At 32.7% G+C, this 20,082-nt stretch carries 15 protein-coding genes and 2 pseudogenes; 12 read left to right on the top strand and 5 right to left on the bottom strand.

Annotation, left to right across the window (positions count from 1 at the left end):
- Positions 1 to 17: 17 nt before the first annotated feature.
- From ACW0JX_RS11945 to ACW0JX_RS11960, 4 genes and pseudogenes are all read left to right on the top strand, one after another.
- A pseudogene (locus ACW0JX_RS11945) lies at positions 18 to 239 on the top strand (hypothetical protein); the annotation flags it as partial.
- 429 nt (positions 240 to 668) lie between these two features.
- A complete protein-coding gene (locus tag ACW0JX_RS11950; RefSeq protein ID WP_459245704.1) occupies positions 669 to 3,074 on the top strand; it encodes a PAS domain S-box protein in 2,406 nt (801 codons plus the stop codon).
- A 373-nt stretch (positions 3,075 to 3,447) separates the two neighbouring features.
- Positions 3,448 to 3,995 (top strand): annotated as a pseudogene (locus tag ACW0JX_RS11955) (spore germination protein); the annotation flags it as partial.
- 126 nt (positions 3,996 to 4,121) lie between these two features.
- Complete coding sequence (locus tag ACW0JX_RS11960; RefSeq protein WP_000540875.1) at positions 4,122 to 4,904, top strand: alpha/beta fold hydrolase; 783 nt, start codon at positions 4,122 to 4,124, stop codon at positions 4,902 to 4,904.
- A 527-nt stretch (positions 4,905 to 5,431) separates the two neighbouring features.
- Here the strand turns inward: ACW0JX_RS11960 and ACW0JX_RS11965 are convergent.
- Positions 5,432 to 5,899: an ASCH domain-containing protein gene (locus ACW0JX_RS11965; protein ID WP_050843628.1), complete on the bottom strand. Its 468-nt coding sequence runs from the start codon at positions 5,897 to 5,899 to the stop codon at positions 5,432 to 5,434.
- 302 nt (positions 5,900 to 6,201) lie between these two features.
- Between ACW0JX_RS11965 and ACW0JX_RS11970 the strand changes: the two genes are divergently transcribed.
- Positions 6,202 to 6,402 carry a small, acid-soluble spore protein, alpha/beta type gene (locus ACW0JX_RS11970; protein ID WP_459245705.1) on the top strand — a complete coding sequence of 67 codons (201 nt, stop codon included), beginning with the start codon at positions 6,202 to 6,204 and terminating at the stop codon, positions 6,400 to 6,402.
- Positions 6,403 to 6,480: 78 nt separating this feature from the next.
- Here ACW0JX_RS11970 and ACW0JX_RS11975 read toward each other — a convergent pair whose 3' ends face one another.
- Complete coding sequence (locus ACW0JX_RS11975) at positions 6,481 to 7,056, bottom strand: peptidase M56 (protein WP_089171026.1); 576 nt, start codon at positions 7,054 to 7,056, stop codon at positions 6,481 to 6,483.
- A gap of 162 nt (positions 7,057 to 7,218) precedes the next feature.
- Between ACW0JX_RS11975 and ACW0JX_RS11980 the strand changes: the two genes are divergently transcribed.
- A complete protein-coding gene (locus ACW0JX_RS11980; protein WP_016081589.1) occupies positions 7,219 to 7,743 on the top strand; it encodes a DUF6843 domain-containing protein in 525 nt (174 codons plus the stop codon).
- Positions 7,744 to 7,763: 20 nt separating this feature from the next.
- Positions 7,764 to 7,997 (top strand): hypothetical protein, encoded by a 234-nt coding sequence (locus ACW0JX_RS11985; protein ID WP_089171027.1) that lies wholly within the window; start codon positions 7,764 to 7,766, stop codon positions 7,995 to 7,997.
- A 405-nt stretch (positions 7,998 to 8,402) separates the two neighbouring features.
- Here ACW0JX_RS11985 and ACW0JX_RS11990 read toward each other — a convergent pair whose 3' ends face one another.
- Both ACW0JX_RS11990 and ACW0JX_RS11995 read right to left on the bottom strand, forming a co-directional pair.
- Complete coding sequence (locus tag ACW0JX_RS11990) at positions 8,403 to 8,537, bottom strand: hypothetical protein (RefSeq protein WP_255288170.1); 135 nt, start codon at positions 8,535 to 8,537, stop codon at positions 8,403 to 8,405.
- Between the two features lie 114 nt (positions 8,538 to 8,651).
- Positions 8,652 to 9,110 carry a DUF5065 family protein gene (locus tag ACW0JX_RS11995; protein ID WP_023521971.1) on the bottom strand — a complete coding sequence of 153 codons (459 nt, stop codon included), beginning with the start codon at positions 9,108 to 9,110 and terminating at the stop codon, positions 8,652 to 8,654.
- A 1,608-nt stretch (positions 9,111 to 10,718) separates the two neighbouring features.
- On the opposite strand from ACW0JX_RS11995, the gene ACW0JX_RS12000 reads away from it, so the two are divergent.
- The 4 genes from ACW0JX_RS12000 (at position 10,719) to ACW0JX_RS12015 (ending at position 15,742) form a co-directional block, all read left to right on the top strand.
- The gene (locus tag ACW0JX_RS12000) at positions 10,719 to 11,774 is read left to right on the top strand and encodes a YncE family protein (RefSeq protein ID WP_459245706.1); all 1,056 of its coding nucleotides are present in this window, start codon (positions 10,719 to 10,721) and stop codon (positions 11,772 to 11,774) included.
- Between the two features lie 208 nt (positions 11,775 to 11,982).
- A complete protein-coding gene (locus tag ACW0JX_RS12005) occupies positions 11,983 to 13,950 on the top strand; it encodes a penicillin-binding transpeptidase domain-containing protein (RefSeq protein ID WP_089171041.1) in 1,968 nt (655 codons plus the stop codon).
- A gap of 438 nt (positions 13,951 to 14,388) precedes the next feature.
- Positions 14,389 to 14,922, top strand: coding sequence for an RNA polymerase sigma factor (locus ACW0JX_RS12010; protein ID WP_053564459.1), 534 nt, complete (start codon positions 14,389 to 14,391; stop codon positions 14,920 to 14,922).
- Positions 14,912 to 15,742 carry a hypothetical protein gene (locus ACW0JX_RS12015; protein ID WP_053564458.1) on the top strand — a complete coding sequence of 277 codons (831 nt, stop codon included), beginning with the start codon at positions 14,912 to 14,914 and terminating at the stop codon, positions 15,740 to 15,742. The genes ACW0JX_RS12010 and ACW0JX_RS12015 overlap by 11 nt, the downstream gene beginning before the upstream one ends.
- A gap of 11 nt (positions 15,743 to 15,753) precedes the next feature.
- Here ACW0JX_RS12015 and ACW0JX_RS12020 read toward each other — a convergent pair whose 3' ends face one another.
- Positions 15,754 to 17,514, bottom strand: a complete 1,761-nt coding sequence (locus tag ACW0JX_RS12020; protein WP_089171042.1) for a peptidoglycan D,D-transpeptidase FtsI family protein — start codon at positions 17,512 to 17,514, stop codon at positions 15,754 to 15,756.
- A 383-nt stretch (positions 17,515 to 17,897) separates the two neighbouring features.
- Here ACW0JX_RS12020 and ACW0JX_RS12025 point away from each other — a divergent pair, with 383 nt between their 5' ends.
- Positions 17,898 to 20,030, top strand: coding sequence for a peptidoglycan D,D-transpeptidase FtsI family protein (locus ACW0JX_RS12025; protein ID WP_000662990.1), 2,133 nt, complete (start codon positions 17,898 to 17,900; stop codon positions 20,028 to 20,030).
- The last annotated feature ends 52 nt before the right edge of the window (positions 20,031 to 20,082 follow it).

Here is a 20,082-nt window from a genome sequence, read left to right on the forward strand (position 1 = left end):
TAACGAAGTAATTAAAGCTGGACAATAAACTAGACACCAAGTTAATTGAAAAATCTCCTTATATCCTAGAATATTTTGCTCAAGAAAAAGAATTTGTTCAGCGAAAAAGTAAATATTGAACCAAGGAGTTAGTTGTATTATGTGTATGGTTTTACCGAAAGGTTTCAAGTACATTACTCATACAATTATGTAGTTATCCTGAAGCATCTACAGGTGTTCTTATCGACCTTGAAGAACTACTTAGCTTCCTAAGTGGAGTGACTTTATGCAAAATTAAGTGAACGTTTTTGTACATAGATTAGTTGACATTTATATAGATTTTTTTCATTTTCAAAGATAGTTTTGTTTTTTATATTATTTTTCAAAATTACTGTTGAAGTTTCTATATTCATGACTCAGCATATAATCATTGTTTGATGAAATGACATACCACGTCCCTTAGAGTTTCATACGTATTACGATAACTTAAAGAAAAAAGATAATAGTAGTCAACGGTTACTATTATCTTTTTTGAACTATTTTTCATTAAAATATCTCATCTGCTGTGCTCCTTATTTACTTTTCCAGATTTTATCCTAGTTTAAAATTTATGCATTTGAACTGTTTATACAATTTGTAGGATTTTTAGCTTTTTTGTCGAATACACTTAATGCAAGGAGGGACATTACATGATTATTAAAGATTATTTCATCAACCTTTCTATTTTTTCTTTATTAGTTAGCGCAGCAATATTTATTCAAGTGTTTACAATTAATTCTAGTCGATATTTCGAAAAGCTCTATGGAGGGATTATTGCAGTTACGTTAATGTTCTTTTCTTTTCCATACATGGGATTTTCCTACGATCTTCGAATTGTTCCTCTTATTCTATCTTTTATTTACTTTGGCCGTATTGCTGGTTGGATTACGTTAATTAGCATAATTTTAATGCGTATCTTTTACATTGGAGGGTATTGGGAACCTCCTGTGATTGCTTATTTATGTATGGGAATTCTATTTTCTAATTTTAAAACTTATTTTAAAAAACTACATCCTTTTAAAAGTGCATCTTTATATTTTTCTGTTTTTATTGGAATAAAGTGGTTAGTTGGCGTATTATTTAATATTACATTACTTTACACAGGAGGCTTATTATATATAGCGTTAGGACTTTTAATTGGGCTATTTCTTATGGAAGCCTACCAGAGATTGTATTATTTAACACGGGACTTATCTAAAATGAATCGAGAATTAAAAAAATCGAAGCAAGAACTTACAGATACCGTACATGAGCTTCAAGGAGGAATTTTTAAATTTAAAAAAGTGGGTAAGCACTTTATACACACTTTATGTGGTGGACAGTTTTATTATCAAAACGGATTTTATTCTGAACAGGTGGTAGGAAAAAGCTTACGTACTATTGATGCTTCTATTGTTCCTCCACATTTAGTTCCACAATTGATGAAGTACTATCTTAAGGCATGGGAAGGAAAAGAAATTATATTTGAATTACCTTGGCCAAATGATAAAACTATTATTCTTATTGCGCTTAGGCCGATTAAAAGAAATGGAAAAGTTATTGAAGTTGTTGGTTCTACAGTTGATATAACCGAAAGGAAAAAGGTAGAATCAGAATTAAGCGCTACCAAAGAATTATTAGAATCATTTATAAAGCACAATCTAGATGCTATTACCATTTCTGATCGAGAAGGGCATATTTTACAAGCCAATAAAGCTTATGAAAAGATATTTGGGTGGTCATCACAAGAAATCATAGGTAAGAGATTACCTTGTGTACCAGATTTTTTAATGGAAGAATCGCTCGGAAATATTCAGAAAATTCTAACAGGAGAATCGGTGGTTACTAGATTAGAAACTGTTAGACAACGGAGTGATGGGAGTCTTCTTGATATCAGTCTGACAGTTTCTCCTATACTAGATGTAAGAGGAAATGTGATAGCTTTATCAGCAATATGTAGAGACATCTCTGAAAGAAAACAAGCAGAAAGAGAACGGCATCGATTACACCAGCAATTAAGAGATAGTGAAATGAAGTACCGTGCACTAATCGAACAAGCAACTGATGCGGTATATGTAGTAGAGCTGAATGAAGATAATGCTCCAAGTCGATTTATTGAGGTAAACCCTGTTGGGTGTAGAAGATTTGGATATAGTAGAGAAGAGTTGCTCTCATTATCATTTTCAAATATAGTACCACAAGATTCTCAAATAATCGTAAGGTTATTAGAAAAAATTAAAAAAGGACAAACTTTCTTCACTTTGCAAGATGAATATGTTTTTCCAACAGGAAAAGTAATAACAACTGAGTTTAGTGTTCGTGTTTTTAACTTAAATGGTAAAAAAGTTTTTCTAAGTATTTCTCGTGATATCACTGAACGGCTAAAAACAGAAGAATTATTACGAAAATCTGAAAAACTTGCTGTTGTAGGACAATTAGCGACTGTAATGGCTCATGAGATTAATAATCCATTAACTGCAATGAAAGGGTTCATGCAATTACTAAAATCAACGGAAAATGAGAATAATCAGGGTTATATTAATATAGTATCATCAGAGATTGAGCGTATAGAGAGCATAACAACTGAATTTATGGCGGTAGCCAAACCACAGGTAGTAAAAATGCAACCTAATAACATTAGTGTGCTAATGGATCAAGTTTTAATGCTAGTACAACCTCAAGCAATGATGCATAATATAAAATTTAGAATCGATCTTAACCCTGGTATTCCATTGATTTCATGTGAAGGAAATCAATTAAAACAAGTATTTGTTAATATATTAAAAAATGCAATTGAATCTATGCCGATGGGAGGGGAAATTCTGATTCAATTAAATATACTTGATAATAATCAAGTAAGCATTCGTTTTATCGATCAAGGGTGTGGGATTCCAAAAGAACGTATACCATACCTCGGAGAACCTTTTTATAGTATTAAAGAAGAGGGGATTGGCTTAGGGTTAATGATTTGTTATAAAATCATTGAAACACATCAGGGAAAGGTATTTATTGAGAGTGAAGTGAATAAGGGGACTATAGTTGAAGTCACTCTCCCTATTTGCACACTTCAAAATTAATATATTCTTTTTACTGAAATTTTTTAAGAAACAATACAAAATGTAATGTTATTGACACTTTATGAAATAATAAAGAGAAGAACACTGGTAAAATGTACCCTATAGAATAGACACTTGAAAAATCCTGTTATAAAAACAACCTTTCTTTAGTACTAATACCAAAAGAAAGGTTGTTTTTAATATCGTAATTCCACTTAAAACATTTCTAATTTTTACTTGTAATACATTTTTTAACTAATTTTGGTTAAGTTATTTTCAAAGGCTTTATTATTAATTCAATAAGTATATTTATATATCACCATCCCTAATTTTAAAAATAGCAATTTCCTGAAAACTATATATAGTTTCTTTCTGAAAGGAAGGGTATTATCAATTGAAACCACATGAAAGAATATCTGTTTACTCTATAGAATCTTTGCAGGATTTAATGAAATTACTAAAAAATCTAAAGATTTTATAACGTTGGAAATTGCTTCTAATAATTCCGCTATAGTCATTTCATATTTTAGAACATTAATCGATGTAAATATATTTCATGAAGAGGTTTTGACTTATATAAAAGAGAAGAGCTTCGATTCGTTACAAGATATTCAGTCTGTATTACCCTGTGAGAATTCAAAAATAACAAATCAAATGGAAGATATTCAGGATAGTGTTTTAAATGACTATATACTTATTCAGTTCAATACAGATAAATTAAATTGTTTGTTAGTAAATGTGTCAAAGAAAGAAAAAAGAGATATTTCAAAAGCAGAAATTGAATACAATATTGTGGGTCCGCAAATCGCATTTGTCCAAGATTTAGATGTAAATTTAAATTTAGTACGTAGAAAGCTTCCAACACCTTATTTACAAATGAAGGAATTGAAAGTAGGATCTCTCTCTAACACAACTGTTGCGATTGTATATGTAACGCGAATTTCATGAATCATTATTTGTAGTCGAACTGTTCCTTAGGGCAATTTAGAGTAGACTTGAAACAGCATAGATTCACTTAAGCTGAATATCTTATTGTAGAGGCAATCTTTATTACATGGGGGAGTCTGCATGGGATACTTAATACCTGTTGAATCTGATGTAAGAATTTTTGTAGAAGATATAAATCCGAAAGGTAAGAAAACAATACTTTTTATACATGGGTGGCCATTAAACCATAAGCAATTCGAATATCAGTACAATGTACTTCCAGCAATGGGATATCGATGTATAGGCATTGATTGGAGGGGGTACGGCAATTCAGACAAACCATACAGTGGATACAATTTTGATAGATTGGCAGATGATATAGCAGTAGTAATTAAAGCGTTACAGCTTAAAGATGTCACACTAGCAGGACACTCCACAGGTGGTGCAATTTCAATTCGTTATATGGCTCGTTATCAAGGATTTGGAGTATCCAAATTAGTCCTAATTGGTGCTGCATCTCCAACTAGTGTGGAAAAAGGGATTGCGAATAAGTTCATTACAGACACACTGAACGATCGCCCTAATATGTTGCAGGGTGTAACAGATCAATTTTTCTTTCAGAAAATCACTGGACCATTTTTCGAATGGTTTCTACAGTTAGGATTGGAAGCGGCTAGTTGGTCGACAGCTGCGATTATGAGAACATTGAGAGATGAAAATGTGTATAGCGATCTTGGTAAAATAAATGTACAGACGCTAATTATTCACGGTATTCACGATAAAATTGTTCCATTTACTAAGGGAGAAGAGACGCAAAAATTATTGGGAAATGCACAACTTGTACCTTTTCAATTCAGTGGTCACGGCACATTCTGGGAAGAGCGGGAAAAGTTTAACCAGGTTTTAATCCAATTTATTGGATAAAAAAATACACTATGTAATATGTACGTAGGCTAAATAGTAAGTAATAAAAGGAACGCACTTGATTAAAAACTTTATTCTGAGAGTTCCTTTTATTTTCAGCTATTCACTTCATCCAAAGTTGTATGAGAAGGCGATAAGCCTTACCGATACACAATTACTAAAGGTATAAAGGAACAATAAAGGAACAATAAAGGAACAATAAAGGATAAGTATGGCATAAGAAGGGGAAAGTTGTTCTGCTTTATCCACGAAGGGCTCTAGTTTTGAACCAAATAGCGAGGCGTTAAGATGATGGAATTGATTATATTATTTTGATATATTGAAGAACAGACACGTAAAGAATTAGCAGGTACAATGGCGTACGAAAAAATTGAGTATGAACTATCCAAAAAGTATCAGCGGTTTACTAAGGATTATGAACAGTATAGATTACAAAACCCCTGTATTAAGGGGATTTTGTTTTTTTTTACATGACGAAATGCTTAAAAACATAATATAAAATAAACATGTTTGATTTTCATTCATGTTTATTTTTTATAAACATCCATTACTTTAAACGTTTGACAAACGAGCATTAAGTCTGGAGTAAAAGTAAGTCCATACCGACTTAATTCCCAAGTGAAAAATTTAACGTGCTCACTATACCAATAATCATAGCTTAAATCGCCTTCACCCTCAGATCTTGCAAAATTACTTGTTACTTCAGTCATTTTTAGTAAATCGATCTTTGTATATTTTATAATTGCTAATGGATTATTGTCTCCATCCAATACAATATCGTACTGACCAACTTTTTGAATTTCTTCCCCTTCAAGCTCATAAACACAATGTGCAGCGCATGTTCCTGTTTTGATTCCTTTAACTACTAAACTTCCTAATTCATCTCCCATTTCTTTGGAACCATCTCCAAACATCCATGCATCTGGAACACTCATGTTTAACTCATTTTCTTTAGCGTACATATACCAATATTCTTCTATCTTATTAACTGACATCTGTCACTCATCTCCTTAATATTTAAATATTTTGAATTTAACATACGACATATTATCTGTCAATATTTTAGAAGAACTTGCAATACAACTACATCGATAAATTTTTTTGTAAAATAAAACTCTTCATAATCATATTTCACATTCTGTAAACTCATGCAAATAAAGAAAACTTGTACTGTTATTATGCTGAATTTGTAATGGGAAAGTAAAATGATTGAAAAGTACACGTTATAAATGGATTTATTTACTAATAATATTTTCTTTGTTTCGTAGCATATTAAACGTACAGGAGGTGATATGTGATGGCAAACAATCGTAACAACTCTTTAGTGGTTGCAGGTGCAGAAAGCGCACTGGATCAAATGAAATATGAAATTGCACAAGAATTCGGCGTACAATTAGGTGCGGATTTAACTGCAAGAGCGAACGGCTCTGTAGGTGGAGAAATCACAAAACGTCTCGTTGCTATGGCAGAACAGCAACTTGGTGGATATAACAAATAATGCTAGGTATAAAGTCGAAAAAGGAGAGATTATTTCTCTCCTTTTTTGTTTTGTATTCGATTATAAATAGTATATTTGTTATCTTTCTTGTCTCTCATTATTTGTTTCTTCCAGCCACTTAGAAACGGATTCTTGCATACGAGATTCTAATGATTGTATTATTTTATTTGATATAGCAAGTGCTTGATCCGCATACTTATTCGGGAACATGTTGCGCAAAGTAGGTTCATTTTCAGCACCATCTCCTGGTTCACGGTAATCTTCAATGATGTAATCATCCCCATTTTTTGTGACTGTCACACGGACTGGAAGTAAATGTCCTGCTTGAGGAACTGTCTGTGTTTCGCGGTTATATCCTTGCATGAGGGAATGGAGGTAGACATTCATTTTTTCATCCTTCATCTCAGTTCCATAGATTACATGCGTCTCAAATTGTTTTTCTGTATGATTTAATTTGTCTTGATTCCAGGCAATGATACTTTCTGAAATAAGGGAATCTAGTTTGCTGTTAAGCGGAATATCCGTTACATCCTTTGCCTCATTTTGGACAGAATCACACCCTGTTGCAATGAAAACGAGTATGATAATGCTTACGGTAATCATTATCTTTCTCAAAATCTTATTTTCATATGTTAATGCAAAACATCTGCTCATCAATTCACTCCATTTCTCTTCGTGCTAATCATCCACTGACATAAATATTTTATATAACAATAGTAAAATCGTCTTCAAACTAGAAACTTATTCTATCCAAGGAAATATATTGCATTATATAATACATACTATACCATTCTTACACATAACAGGAGAGACTCTATGAGAAAAGTTATAATGTATTGTGGGATCTTTATTATGATTCTTTTAAGCGGTTGTATCCGATTCGGACAAGACACTACAGATACCATTTATCTCATTCCAGAAGCATACGAAGGAGACCTATTGGTACTATATAATGTTCCAGGAGCTGAGTTATTGCCAGAAGAAGATGGATTTCGTGTCGTCACTTTTTCTGCAGACGGGACCGCAGTTACATCTACAGCCGATATGAAATATGGGGAAGTCAATGACACGTATTACACGGTTAACAAGGAAGGTAAGCGCACCAAACTTGATGAAAGCTGTATACGCGTTGGCTCAAATGGAAGCACTACTGAAAACATTGGTAAAGAAAATGAGCATACATTCTCATACGCGAAATTGGAAGTTACAACTAGTGCTTGCTCACAAAGCTTTTCATCATACGGGAGAGAAGTATCTGAAAATCAAGAACATCCTGTAGAGAAGAAATTGAGGGAATTATTGGTGCTCGTAAAAGAGCAGTATATGAAAGTGAAATACTAAATTTTCAAAAGGATGAATGGATGATGTTAGGGATAGGGTTGATTGTAGTAGGCGTTTTACTTGTCAGCGTTGTATCTTACCAAGAAATAAAGAAAGCAGGGGGCGTAACTTGGATTGAAATTCTAGTATATCCCTTTTTATTATTAATAGGCGCGTTACTCGAACATTTTGATTTGCCAGAGTTTTTAATTTTTTTAGGTTTGGTATGTATTGTTTTTGGTAGCTGTATGGTCATGGGTGTCAATATTCTATAACATTAAGAGCAAAGCATCTAGTTCAGATGCTTTTTTATTTTTAATGTCTATCACACTAGTTACCCAGACATACAGGGTTCCAAGTGCTGGTAAAAAACTTAGCAAGTTGAATGTATTCTCTATAATATAGAATGAAATAAAAATGGAGGAAAAATAAATAGACAATGGAAGAAAAATGTATACGTCACGTTTTAAAGATTTTAAACTTTGCACTTTATTCACCACAGCTTTTCTGGCATTATGTTTTAAATAAGAACCCGTAAATTTGCAGATTCTCCTGTTGATGATTTTAAAATATGTAACTCAGTTTTAATCATATAATGTATTGAGTCACTATAAAAATCAAATATTAATTTTCTAAAGAGTCCTATACAAACCTTATTGCGTTAGAAATACAAGACCTAATTATAACCGTTGTAAATGGATCCAATTAGATTTCGGCCATCCAGTATCCGCATCATAACTAGTAACACATCCTGTCATCCCTTTTAAAATACCAACATGGATTGTTGCATCCGCATTAACTGTTACAATTTTCATCACATTCAGCTCCGTTTCGATAATATGCTTTGACTTCCCGCATGATCATTTATTCGTTAGATAACAAAAACGCACCGTAACCCAGTGCGTTTCAGACAAATATACCTATATGTTTTACTTTGTAATTTGGAAGGAGCCACCATAATAATATGAATTGTCTACTTTTAGTACTGCCACATATGTACCAGGTGTGTAAACCGTTGTAATTGGTGTTTTGAACCTAGAATAGTAGTGGTGTCCAGCCTCACCTGCAGAAATGGTTTTGTAGCGTTGCAATTTACCTTCTCCGTTCAATCGATAAATCTTTACAACACCTACATCTTTTCCGCCTATATATACCGTCGTATCAAACGTATCACCTTGTTTTAACGTACCAGGGGCTAATTCTTGTAGATAGTCCACGTTGTGATGCAATAAGAAATACGTCTGCCATGGCCAATCATCCACAACAGCTGAAGCTTGCTTAATCGTATTTACTTCAGCGCGCGCTTTATCAGGTAGCGTACTGTCTAAAACGATAAAACCCGAAAAGGTTAAGGCACCGATTAAAGCAAATGAACATAATTTTTTCATATTAAATTCCTCCCGTTTATCTGACATTGTCATAGTCCAATTACAGGTATTAGGTTGTCATCCATTAATTGGATTATTATTCTAAAATCAATATATCATTTTCTTTTGATTTAATCAAATTAGAATTTTCTAACAAGTGATGAGGATAGATAAAATTCCATCTTTCTCCGTTTTTTCTATCATACAGAAGAAAGAACAGAGGCGATAAAGAAATTTTATTCCGCTCTCTTTTCAAATTAACAACATTTCCCGTTTGTACGGTACGAGACTATATTAAACATAAAATAGACACGAAAGGGGATTGGAATTAGCGAATATTTACATGGAATCTAGGAGATGCAAGCTCAACATTTCATAACGGATCGATGGTTCCATTTCAACAGACTCCGAATCCGACAGAAATTTTGTTCTGTTTACTCATGAGGTAACGGAAGAGAATTTAGAAAAACTTGCTACAATTGCTCATCAGTATATAGAGGAGACCATCCATTGTTACAATTACGGCATTGTAGAAGAAATAGGTTAAAAGAATAAAACATACTGTTCCAAATTAATATTCCGTGTGTTTTTTGAACATATACCCCTTGTTTTATGTATATATTGAATATATAAATATATTGTGTTATGATATGAATTAGAAACTCGCGTGTTTCAAATACAACATTTTTATCTTCTTGATGACCTCTTATCTTTCCGTAAGAGGTCTTTTTTATCCCTTCGTATTGCATAGCCGTTAAAATACTATGAAAAAATACTTGAGACTACTACACTGTGATATTCTCTAGTATTTTTTCTTTATCCATATTATCTATTGTTGGGTAAACGATGAATTATTACTTTTTGTATAATTTTCATACATCCTGCAAATACGTTATTTTTTAGTAGGCAATTAAAATTTACATACATATGTAGCAAGTTTTTTTCTTAACGTACGAAATTCTCGTTATGCATCACTATCAACTTAAGATTATGTATCTTAGGATGAAAATAATTCTATCTCTCTATTCATTTATTTGAAGATTCTTAAAACTCTTGCGATAAAATGTGAATGTATTTATAATTATAGTTAGTTAAGCTAACTAATTATAATTAGTTTTTCAACACAGGAATAGAGCAATAAAAAACAAGAATCTGAAGCAAATTTGTCAATCTATAGAACGATTCCCCAAAGAATAGAGCTGTACGCAGAATGAATTTAAAAAAACGGCAGCAAAGGAAACTGATTCAATGGCAGCTAAGCTTGATTTACTTATGTTATGAGTATCTGATAATGCACGAGACAAAGAAATGGTATTTCGCTAATTACTTACTTTCTGTGCTTTTTGTGCATCATTAATTGAGGAGTAAAGTATTGGAAGGTTATTAAATAAAATACATGTAAGTATAAAAGCTAAAGTTGGAGAAGGTAGATAAATACGTTGGATTATTAAATTCAACTTATTTTTACGGAATAAAAGTTAGTCTAGCTTATTATAAGTTAAACTAATTTAAATGAAAGGAGGTGAAAATTGTTTATAATTTGTCTTAGTAATAATACAAATTACTTAAATATGCTGATTTCTATGGAACTTAAGAAATTTGGAACAAATAACAAGGAGGGTTTAATTAATGAATATTTTTAAAGAAAATAATCCTATATTGGCGGTCGTTAGCTCCAGCGGTAATCAAATCCATTTCTTCAATGCGAAAAATTTTGAAAGAATAGGGGTTATAGATTCTCCAGTTACAGAACCTCATGAATTATGTTTCGATTCTAAGCGTCAATTGTTATATGTAAGTATTACTTATCGCTCAGGTTTTTATAGAAATAATCCGGAAAAAAGCCATGAAATTTTAGTTATCGATATTGATCAATTTAAAGTAATTGATATCGTTGATATCTCGCCGGAATTTGCACCACATGGTTTAGTTTATAATGAAAAAAAAGACTTATTGTATGTAAGTGTTGAATCTGGTGAAGGAGGAATTTTAATTATTAATCCTAACACGAGAAAAGTGCTAGATAGAATCTCTACAGAAGCAGCAGGTCCACATTGGTTTGTTACGAATCCAGATGGTACAAAAGGATATTCCTCTAATAAAGAGGCGCCCTTTATATCGGTTTTAGATACACATGATAAGGAGTTAATTGGAAAAGTATCTATGCCCTATGGTAGTGAAGAACTAGCTATTTCTCCTAAAGGTAATCGAGTTTACATCCCTTCACCATGTTTACTTGGAGACTACAAAGAGGAGCAACCTACACTTAGCATCATTAATACAGAAACCGATAAAATTATAAAGACAAAATCATTTTCAGATTTAATTACTCCGGTTCATGTAACGAATGATGGGAAAGTATTGGTAGGACATACGCGTTTTCAGAATAAGAATGGAGAGAGAACAAGAAATATGTTTTCTCCAGCACCAGGGTATGTTTCTGTTCTTGATGGAGAATCGTTAAATGTGTTAGGTACAATAGAAGTAGATTTACTCCCAATTACAATGCGTTCTTCTACGGACGGAACGGTTGGATTTGTTTCTAACCTTAGATCAGGGACAATAAGTGTATTAGATTTAGTTAATTACAAGAATGTTCATACCATTGAAGTTGATCCAGGAGATCGAAATGCAGATCCTTCTGTAAATCAAGGAGCTCACGGTATAGCATATATAGAAAGATAAAATAAGAAAACGCTATTCTTTTTGTAGAAATTTACAGAAAGTATGGCGTTTTTTTGTATCTATTAATTTCTGATGAATTCCAATTAGGTCTATTTTTTTAAAATATGGAACAATATCCTTACTTTCACTGTCTATTAAGCGTTAAAACATTTTTTATTAAATAAATTACGAAAGGAATCATCATTTTTAACTAAGGGAGAAGATTGAATTGAAAAAATTATGGATGCTGCTTTTCGTTTGTTTCGCAGTTTTGTTGGTAGGATGTAATAAAAACGAACCACCAAAACAAGCATTTGAAGAATATATCAATTTATGGAATGATAGAAAATTTGCAAATATGTATGATCATTTATCAGACCATGCCAAAAAATCGATTTCTAAAAAAGAATTCACAGAAAAATATCAAAAAATCTATGAGGGGATTGGAGCTAATAATTTAAAAGTTAAAATGAAAGGAGAGAATACGAAAGATAAAGAGCTTTTTCTTTTTGAAGTTAAGATGGATACGGATGTAGGACCAGTTTCATTCATCCATGAAGCAAAACTTGTGAAAGATAAAGAGTCTTGGGAAATAGATTGGACACCAGACTTCATCTTCCCAGGTATGAAAAAAGATTACAAAGTACGTATGCAAATAGAGCAAGGAAAACGCGGAGAAATATATGATCGCAATGGAAAAGGGCTTGTAACGAATGGTAAAGCAACTGAGGTTGGAATTATTCCAGAGAAACTAGGCGAAACAGCAGCGCAAACGAAAGAAATAGTAGCACAATTACTTGATATGTCTATAGAAGAGGTCGAACAAAAGCTCACAGCAAAATGGATACAACCAGACTCCTTTGTACCAATTGGTATTTTAAAAGAGGGAACTAGACAGAATGATTATATTGAATTAGAAGGAGTTTCATCTCGCCCAGTAAATATTCGTACGTATCCATTAGGTGAAGCAGCGGCACACTTAACTGGATATATAGGAAAGGTGAATGCGGAGGAGTTAAAATCACTTCAAAAACAAGGTTATCAAGCGGATGATTTAGTAGGTAAGACCGGTTTAGAGAAAGTGTTAGAAAATAAATTGCGTGGTGAAAAGGGTGGACGCGTATTTATAGAAGATGAGAATGGGAAAGAGATTAAAAACGTAGCAAAAAAAGAAGCAAAAGAAGGAGAAAATGTTACGTTAACAATTGATGCTGCAATTCAAGAAAAAATCTTTAATGAGATGAAAACTGAAGCAGGGTCTAGTGCAGCGGTCAATCCTAAAACAGGTGAAACAATCGCACTTGTAAGTAGCCCTGCTTATAATCCAAATATAATAGTTAGAGGAGCATCGAAAGCCCAACGAGAAGCATGGAGTAACGACTCGAAACTACCAATGACGAATCGCTTTACACAAGCATTTGTACCAGGTTCCGTATTTAAAACGATCACAGGTGCAATTGGTTTGGAAACAAACACAATAAATCCGAAGGAAGAATTTAAAATTCAAGGATTGAAGTGGACAAAAGATTCGTCTTGGGGAAATTACTATGTAACGCGTGTAAAGGATGCAAGTCCAATTGATTTTGATAAGGCAATGAAGTACTCTGATAATATTTATTTTGCTCAACAAGCTTTGAAAATGGGAAAAGATCAGTATGTAAAGGAATTTAAAAAGTACGGATTTCATGAAAAATTACCAATCGAATACGAATTTCCTATTTCAATCATTGCAAAAAATGGGATAAAAAACGATATTCAACTAGCAGACACGGGCTATGGACAAGGACAAGTATTAATGACGCCACTTCATTTAGCATTAACATATGCACCGATTGTGAATGAAGGGAATATTCCGTCGCCACATCTTTTAAAAGAAGCAAAAGTAGCAGGGAATTGGAAAGAAAATGTGGTTTCTAAAAAGAATCAAGAGATATTAAAGAGTGCATTAATCAAAGTCATTAATGACCCTGATGGTGCAGGGAGAATTGCAAAGGTTGATGGTGTAACGCTTGCTGGTAAAACTGGTACAGCAGAACTGAAAGAGTCGAAAGAAGCAGACGGAAAAGAACTGGGATGGTTCGCAGCTTTCGATGCAAATGCGCCAGACATGATTGTTACAATGATGATTGAAGATGTAAAAGGAAGAGGAGGAAGTAACGTTCCAGGTGAAAAAGTAAAACATGTATTTCAGAAATAATACTTAATTATAAGGTGAATTTTTTGACTAAATTTATTACATGTTTGCTTAACTCAAAGATATAAATTGGGGAAAATATAGAACAATTAAATTTCAAAAAAGCATTCTTTCTAATCGAGAATGCTTTTTTGCTGCGACTCTAGAAAGTTAATACCTTATCTTAATTTTCATTTCTAAAAAGTTGGTATTGCTAATGGTAAATAGAAGAGTATAGCAAATTGAAATGGACAAGTGGAGTATTACGTTAAATTCAAAAAAATAGATTTTCATGAGTGGATTTTTATCATTGTATGCTGTACTTGTTTTTTAGTAGTATTATTCTGCTTGAAAAAAGATAAACAATGGAACAAATGAAACTTGTATCTTGTCTATATATTGAAACCATAATAAAAGTGAGGGCAGTTTTTATGTTTATTCAAATAAGTTTGAGGTGTGGAAATGGAACAGACGTTTATTGAAAAGTGTAATCATGATGAGCTGGATTATGTTATAAAAGACTATTGGCAAGATGTATGGAATTATTCATTTATTATTACGAAAGATCCACACTTATCAGATGATATCACACAAGATGTATTTATAAAGGTGTTTAAAAATTGGAATTCATTTCGAAAGGAGTCATCTGTTAAAACGTGGATATTAAAAATCACAAGAAATACGGCAATAAACTATTTGAAATCCTCCTATTTTAAAAGGATATCTTTAATAGGATTTTTTAGTGACGATAAGCAATCCCTGTCAGCAGAACAAGAATTTTTTAACCAAGAAGAGATGAATGAGGTGTGGAAGGTTGTATTAAAACTACCTAAAAAGCACCGTGAAATAATTATATTGGACGCAAAATATGAATTATCATATGAAGAAATGGCTGAAACATTAGGAGTATCCATTGGAACTGTAAAATCGAGATTAAGTAGAGCGAGAAGTAAGGTTTCAAAACTAATAGGGGAGGGTAGTAGTGATGAACAATAAACAAAATCCTGACTGGTATAGTAAATTGAAAAAAGGCCCAATGAAGCATCGGAAAGATGAAGAAGAATTTATTTATAAAATAAAGCAATCGGTATATCAAAATAGTGAAGTGGATTCTGTAACAAATAAGAGACCATTTCGTAAAAAAGTATTGCCTGTTGTAGTTGTGTTGATTTGTACAATGTTATTTTTTATTGTTCAACAACCTTGGCCTGATGATAATAAATCACCAGTACAAAGTAGTACTCAAATTAAGCCTAAAACAAAAGATGAGTCTGCTCAAGATCCATCACTAAAACAATTTATGAATGAACTATATCAAAGTACGAACTCAAAAAATGAAAATGACTTGTACAAAGCGTTAAATGATGAAGTTCTATTTAAAGGGAAGAGTTATAAGAAGGATGAATTGAAGCTTGATGAAGATATTTTTCATGAGTTGCAAGTCGCCCTTGCAATGGGGGGAGAATTTGTAAATGATAAGAAGAAAGTTTACAAAGTGCCAAGTGGAATGACAGAAAGTAATCAATTAAAGCAAGAACACTTTATATATGCAACTGTTACTGGAAACAAAACGAAAATTTTAGCTGAACCAAACCGAGAATCAAAAGTTTTATATGAAGTATCTAATGAAATGGTAAAAGCTTGGATCCCGGAAAAAGTGCAGAATGATGGATATATAAAAATATCGACTATTAATGGTGATACTACTGGATATGTACAAAAAAAGTATATTTTAACTGATATTAAATATTCTTTCATGTTCGAAAAGAATCATGAAGGTATATGGGAAATAACGAATATAGAATCTATATGGTAAAAGAGGAAGGTTCACTTTAATGAACCTTCCTCTTTATCTTTATCCTTCTTTTGAAGTATATTCCAAGACTTTAAAACTTCTGATGTAACGAGAGCAGCGATGTTTTTTTCTGAATTACTACCAGGAATAACGACAGAAACGGCAATTTGTGGATCTTCAGTAGGAGCATAAGCAATGAAAAGAGAATGATTTATCATTCTTTCTTGCTCATTTGGAAAACCTGTAATACCTGTTTTACCTGCGACGTCAAAGGGCAACTTTTTAATTTCCTCTATATTTTGACTCATTCCACCTTGCACGACACTCCAAAAGTTCATCGGGTAACGATTTGAACTTTCTAAAATGGGTTTAAACTTTTTTGTTTCCTTACCATCTTGACCAATAATGGCACTTACGATTTGAGGTTTATATTTATCACCTTTACTTGCCAATGTTGCTGCATATTGAGCGAGTTGAAGAGGAGTATGCACTTCATTTCCTCCCCAAGAGGCATTTAATAAAGCGGAAATCCCATTTTCAAATTTATTAGATGGATGGAATTCATATTGTCCGTCTTCTTCAAAGGGCAAATCAATCCCGGTTTTAGAACGTAGGCCGAATTGCATTAAATAATCTGTCCATATATGTGCTACTTTTTCTATATTTCCATTATTTTGGTTGAATAAGGGCAGAGCTACTTTTGCTGTCATAAATGTGTTAGATGAATTAATGATAGCCTGCCTCGGTGTAATCTCACCTGTTGGTGTTCCAGGTGCATTCGTAATGTTATTTTGACTATCATACTGAAAAGTACCTTTATCTAAATAAGTATCTTCGGGTTGAAAAAGTTTTTCGTTTAATCCAATTAAAATAGTGAGTGGTTTTATAGTAGAAGCCATATTTACATAAGATTCACCATACTTTAATTTTTGAATTGCTTTATTTTGCGAAAGAGAGTTAATGTTTTCTTTTCTAGAAGATACACGTGTATTTAATATATTTGGATCAAAAACTGCCGTGTTGGCCATAGTTAAAATTGCGCCAGTTTTTGCATCGCTTACTACAGCATAACCAGCTTTAGCATCAGGTGTTTTCTTAATTTGAGATCTTAATGCTTCTTCTGCCTTTTGCTGCAACTCAGAGTCTAAAGCTAGCCGTACATCTTTACCTTTTTGTACTTTTTGAATATTCCATAAGAATTTTTTATTATTCAATTTAAAAATAAGAGTTTTACCTGGTTTTCCTTTTAAATCATTTTCATATTGCAGCTCAATCCCGCTTTTTCCAACAGCCTTATGCTTTGAATTAAGGTCATTTTCTACATACCCAATTACTTGTGAACCAATTTCGTGTTTAGGATAATATCGAATCCATTCATCTTTAATTATTACATTATTGGGTTTGTTTTTGTTTATGAATGCAAGTTCATTCTCAGTTATATCAGAGTATAACGGTATATCATTCATAGTCTGCTTTTTACAAGATTGTTGTAATTGAGATTTTAGGTTCTCTGTAGAAATATCATGTTGAAACTCGCTTGAAAATTGATTAAAAAAAGCTAATGTGTTTGATGTATCTTGTTTCGATAGCTTTTCGTCATTAGAAGTGCAATATAGAGACTTAACTTTCTTATTTGTAGCTAGTATTACACCATTTTGATCAAAAATCTTTCCTCTTTCAGCTGAAGAAGTTGCGATAGTAATTGAAATGAAGTTGATTTTTAATAAAATTAGTAAAATCAAACCTACGATAGAAAAAACCGCAAAAAATCTCCATCTTTTTATATGTAACATATAACCCTCCCTTATGTAGCCTATTTCATCTTATATTTAATTATTTTTTTTGTAAATGTGGAACAACTTTATTGTTTAGGTTGTCTATTAAGTATTACAGCATGAAGAAAGGAATAATTAGCATGAAAATTTACTAGCAAGTTTATATGTAAGTTTAATAAGAGTCATTATACAGTTTAGCACTTCTCATGCAAGTGGCAAAAAAATAGAGAGAAAACAGGAAGGGAGAGTTATTAATTCCGTAGCTAAACGAAAAGGAATGGTTGCTTACAAGGATTAAGCAAAAAATTGAGGCGATATTTATAACCGATTATCGGTATCTAATATATAAGGAATGCTTTTAGTATTTGTAGCAATTTCTGAAAGGATTAAATGGAGGATTTATGAAAGAACAAAAAGGCAAGAAGCAGAAGACATATATATCTATTCGATTAAATATAATGTTCCTTTGCATATTTGTACTATTCTCAGCTATTATTATGCAGCTAGGAAAGGTACAAATCGTTGAGGGAGAGGCTTATAAGAACCAAGTGGAAAGTAGTCAAAATGCAATAACTAGTATTCCAGTTCCACGTGGACAAATTTTAGATCGAGAAGGGAAAACAGTTGTTAATAATAAATCTCTTCGCACAATTACGTATACAAGGGTGAAGGGAATTACGAGTGAAGATATTTTAAAAACAGCAAAAGACTTGGCGAAAGTACTTGAAATGCCTGAACAAGATATAAATAAATTAACAGATATCGATAAAAAAGATTTTTGGATGCAGTTGAATTCGAAACGTGCGGAGACAAAGATTACTAAGAAAGATATAGAAAAGTTTAAAGAAAAGGGTATAGAGGGAAAAGAGTTAGATAAAAAAATAGAAGACTTAAGACGAGGTCGTGTTACAGAGGTAGAATTAGCAGAATTAACAGCACAAGATTTAAAGGTGTTAGCTATTAAAAGTAAAATGAGTTCAGGTTATCAACTAACACCACAAATCATTAAAAAAGATGTAACAGATGAAGAGTATGCGCGGATAAGCGAAAATCTTGCGAATTTTCCAGGAGTAGATGCAACTGTTGATTGGGAACGTAATTATGTAAACGGTAATTTATTTCGTTCTGTATTAGGAAATATTACGAGTAGTGAAGAAGGATTACCGAAAGAAAATTTAGATTCTTATTTAGTACGTGGATATAACCGTAATGATCGTGTTGGAAAAAGTTATATTGAACAACGATATGAAGATGTATTACACGGCACAAAAGAAGAAGTGAAAAATATTACTGATAAATCAGGAAACATTGTTAGCACAGAAATAATCTCTAAAGGAAAAAGTGGTAATAGTTTAACATTAACGATTGATATGGAATTACAAAAGAAAGTGGAAGAAAGTATAGAGAAAAACTTGAGAGCTTTTAAGAGTTCAGAGCCACTGCTCGATCGAGCTTTTGTTGTCATGACGAATCCAAATAACGGACAAATTTTATCAATGGCAGGCAAAAAGATTGTAGAAAAAGAAGGGAAAATAGAGGTTGAGGATTTGGCATTAGGAAACATGACAACTTCGTATGAGCTAGGGTCAGCTGTAAAAGGTGCTACTTTATTAACTGGATATGAGACAGGCGCAATACATCCAGGAGATCAATTTTATGACGCGCCGATGAAATTTAAAGGTACACAAGCTAAGAAATCGTGGAATGTATCCGGATTTGGTAATATTAATGATTTACGGGCTTTACAAGTATCTTCGAATGTATACATGTTCCAGACAGCTTTAAAAATTGCGGGAGTTAATTACGTACCAAATGGCTCATTGGATATTAAACAAGGAGCATTTGATACGATGCGCTATTATTTCAAGCAATTTGGTTTAGGTGTCCCAACAGGTATTGATTTACCGAATGAAATAATTGGACAAACGAGAAAAGTAGATAGTCAACCTGGGTTTTTACTAGATTTTTCTATCGGTCAGTATGATACGTATACGCCGTTGCAATTAGCGCAATATATTTCAACGATTGCGAATGGTGGTTATAGAATGCAACCTCAAATTGTACAAGAAATACGAGAACAATCAATAAAAGAAGAGGTTGGCAAAGTTATACGTTCCATAGAGCCTGTCGTATTAAATCGAATTGATATGAAGAAAGAACATATTGATCGGATAAAAGAAGGGTTTAGATGGGTATTCCAAGAAGGTGATGGAACTGGCGTGAAATATTTCAAAAACGCGCCATATAAACCAGCAGGAAAGACAGGAACAGCCCAAACTGTATATGGTGGAGATGACCCGATTGGTAGAAATGCAAAAGGAGAACGTATGGAATGTTACAACTTAACGTTAGTTGGATATGCTCCATATGATAATCCAGAAGTAGCATTTTCCGTAGTAGTTCCATGGCTTCATGATGATAAAAATGGAATTAATTCTATAATTGGAAAGGAAGTATTAGATGTATACTTTGATTTAAAACAGCAACGTATACATGGTGAAGCTACTAGTACAGGTAGTTCTAAGCAAAATTAGAGTACTTTTCTCAGGGAAAGACCCTGTTCATATAAAGCCATTTATAAGTAAA

Source organism: Bacillus sp. C-3-6, assembly GCF_054509685.1.

Bases quoted from the DNA above. Each gene is read 5' to 3' on its own strand.
- ACW0JX_RS12015 (WP_053564458.1), top strand. From the start codon at position 14,912: ATGAACAATAAACAAAATCCTGACTGGTATAGTAAATTGAAAAAAGGC.
- ACW0JX_RS11970 (WP_459245705.1), top strand. From the start codon at position 6,202: ATGGCAAACAATCGTAACAACTCTTTAGTGGTTGCAGGTGCAGAAAGC.
- ACW0JX_RS11950 (WP_459245704.1), top strand. From the start codon at position 669: ATGATTATTAAAGATTATTTCATCAACCTTTCTATTTTTTCTTTATTA.
- ACW0JX_RS12025 (WP_000662990.1), top strand. From the start codon at position 17,898: ATGAAAGAACAAAAAGGCAAGAAGCAGAAGACATATATATCTATTCGA.
- ACW0JX_RS11990 (WP_255288170.1), bottom strand. From the start codon at position 8,537: ATGAAAATTGTAACAGTTAATGCGGATGCAACAATCCATGTTGGTATT.
- ACW0JX_RS12020 (WP_089171042.1), bottom strand. From the start codon at position 17,514: ATGTTACATATAAAAAGATGGAGATTTTTTGCGGTTTTTTCTATCGTA.
- ACW0JX_RS12010 (WP_053564459.1), top strand. From the start codon at position 14,389: ATGGAACAGACGTTTATTGAAAAGTGTAATCATGATGAGCTGGATTAT.
- ACW0JX_RS11975 (WP_089171026.1), bottom strand. From the start codon at position 7,056: ATGAGCAGATGTTTTGCATTAACATATGAAAATAAGATTTTGAGAAAG.
- ACW0JX_RS11985 (WP_089171027.1), top strand. From the start codon at position 7,764: ATGATGTTAGGGATAGGGTTGATTGTAGTAGGCGTTTTACTTGTCAGC.
- ACW0JX_RS12000 (WP_459245706.1), top strand. From the start codon at position 10,719: ATGAATATTTTTAAAGAAAATAATCCTATATTGGCGGTCGTTAGCTCC.
- ACW0JX_RS11980 (WP_016081589.1), top strand. From the start codon at position 7,219: ATGAGAAAAGTTATAATGTATTGTGGGATCTTTATTATGATTCTTTTA.
- ACW0JX_RS11965 (WP_050843628.1), bottom strand. From the start codon at position 5,899: ATGTCAGTTAATAAGATAGAAGAATATTGGTATATGTACGCTAAAGAA.
- ACW0JX_RS11995 (WP_023521971.1), bottom strand. From the start codon at position 9,110: ATGAAAAAATTATGTTCATTTGCTTTAATCGGTGCCTTAACCTTTTCG.
- ACW0JX_RS11960 (WP_000540875.1), top strand. From the start codon at position 4,122: ATGGGATACTTAATACCTGTTGAATCTGATGTAAGAATTTTTGTAGAA.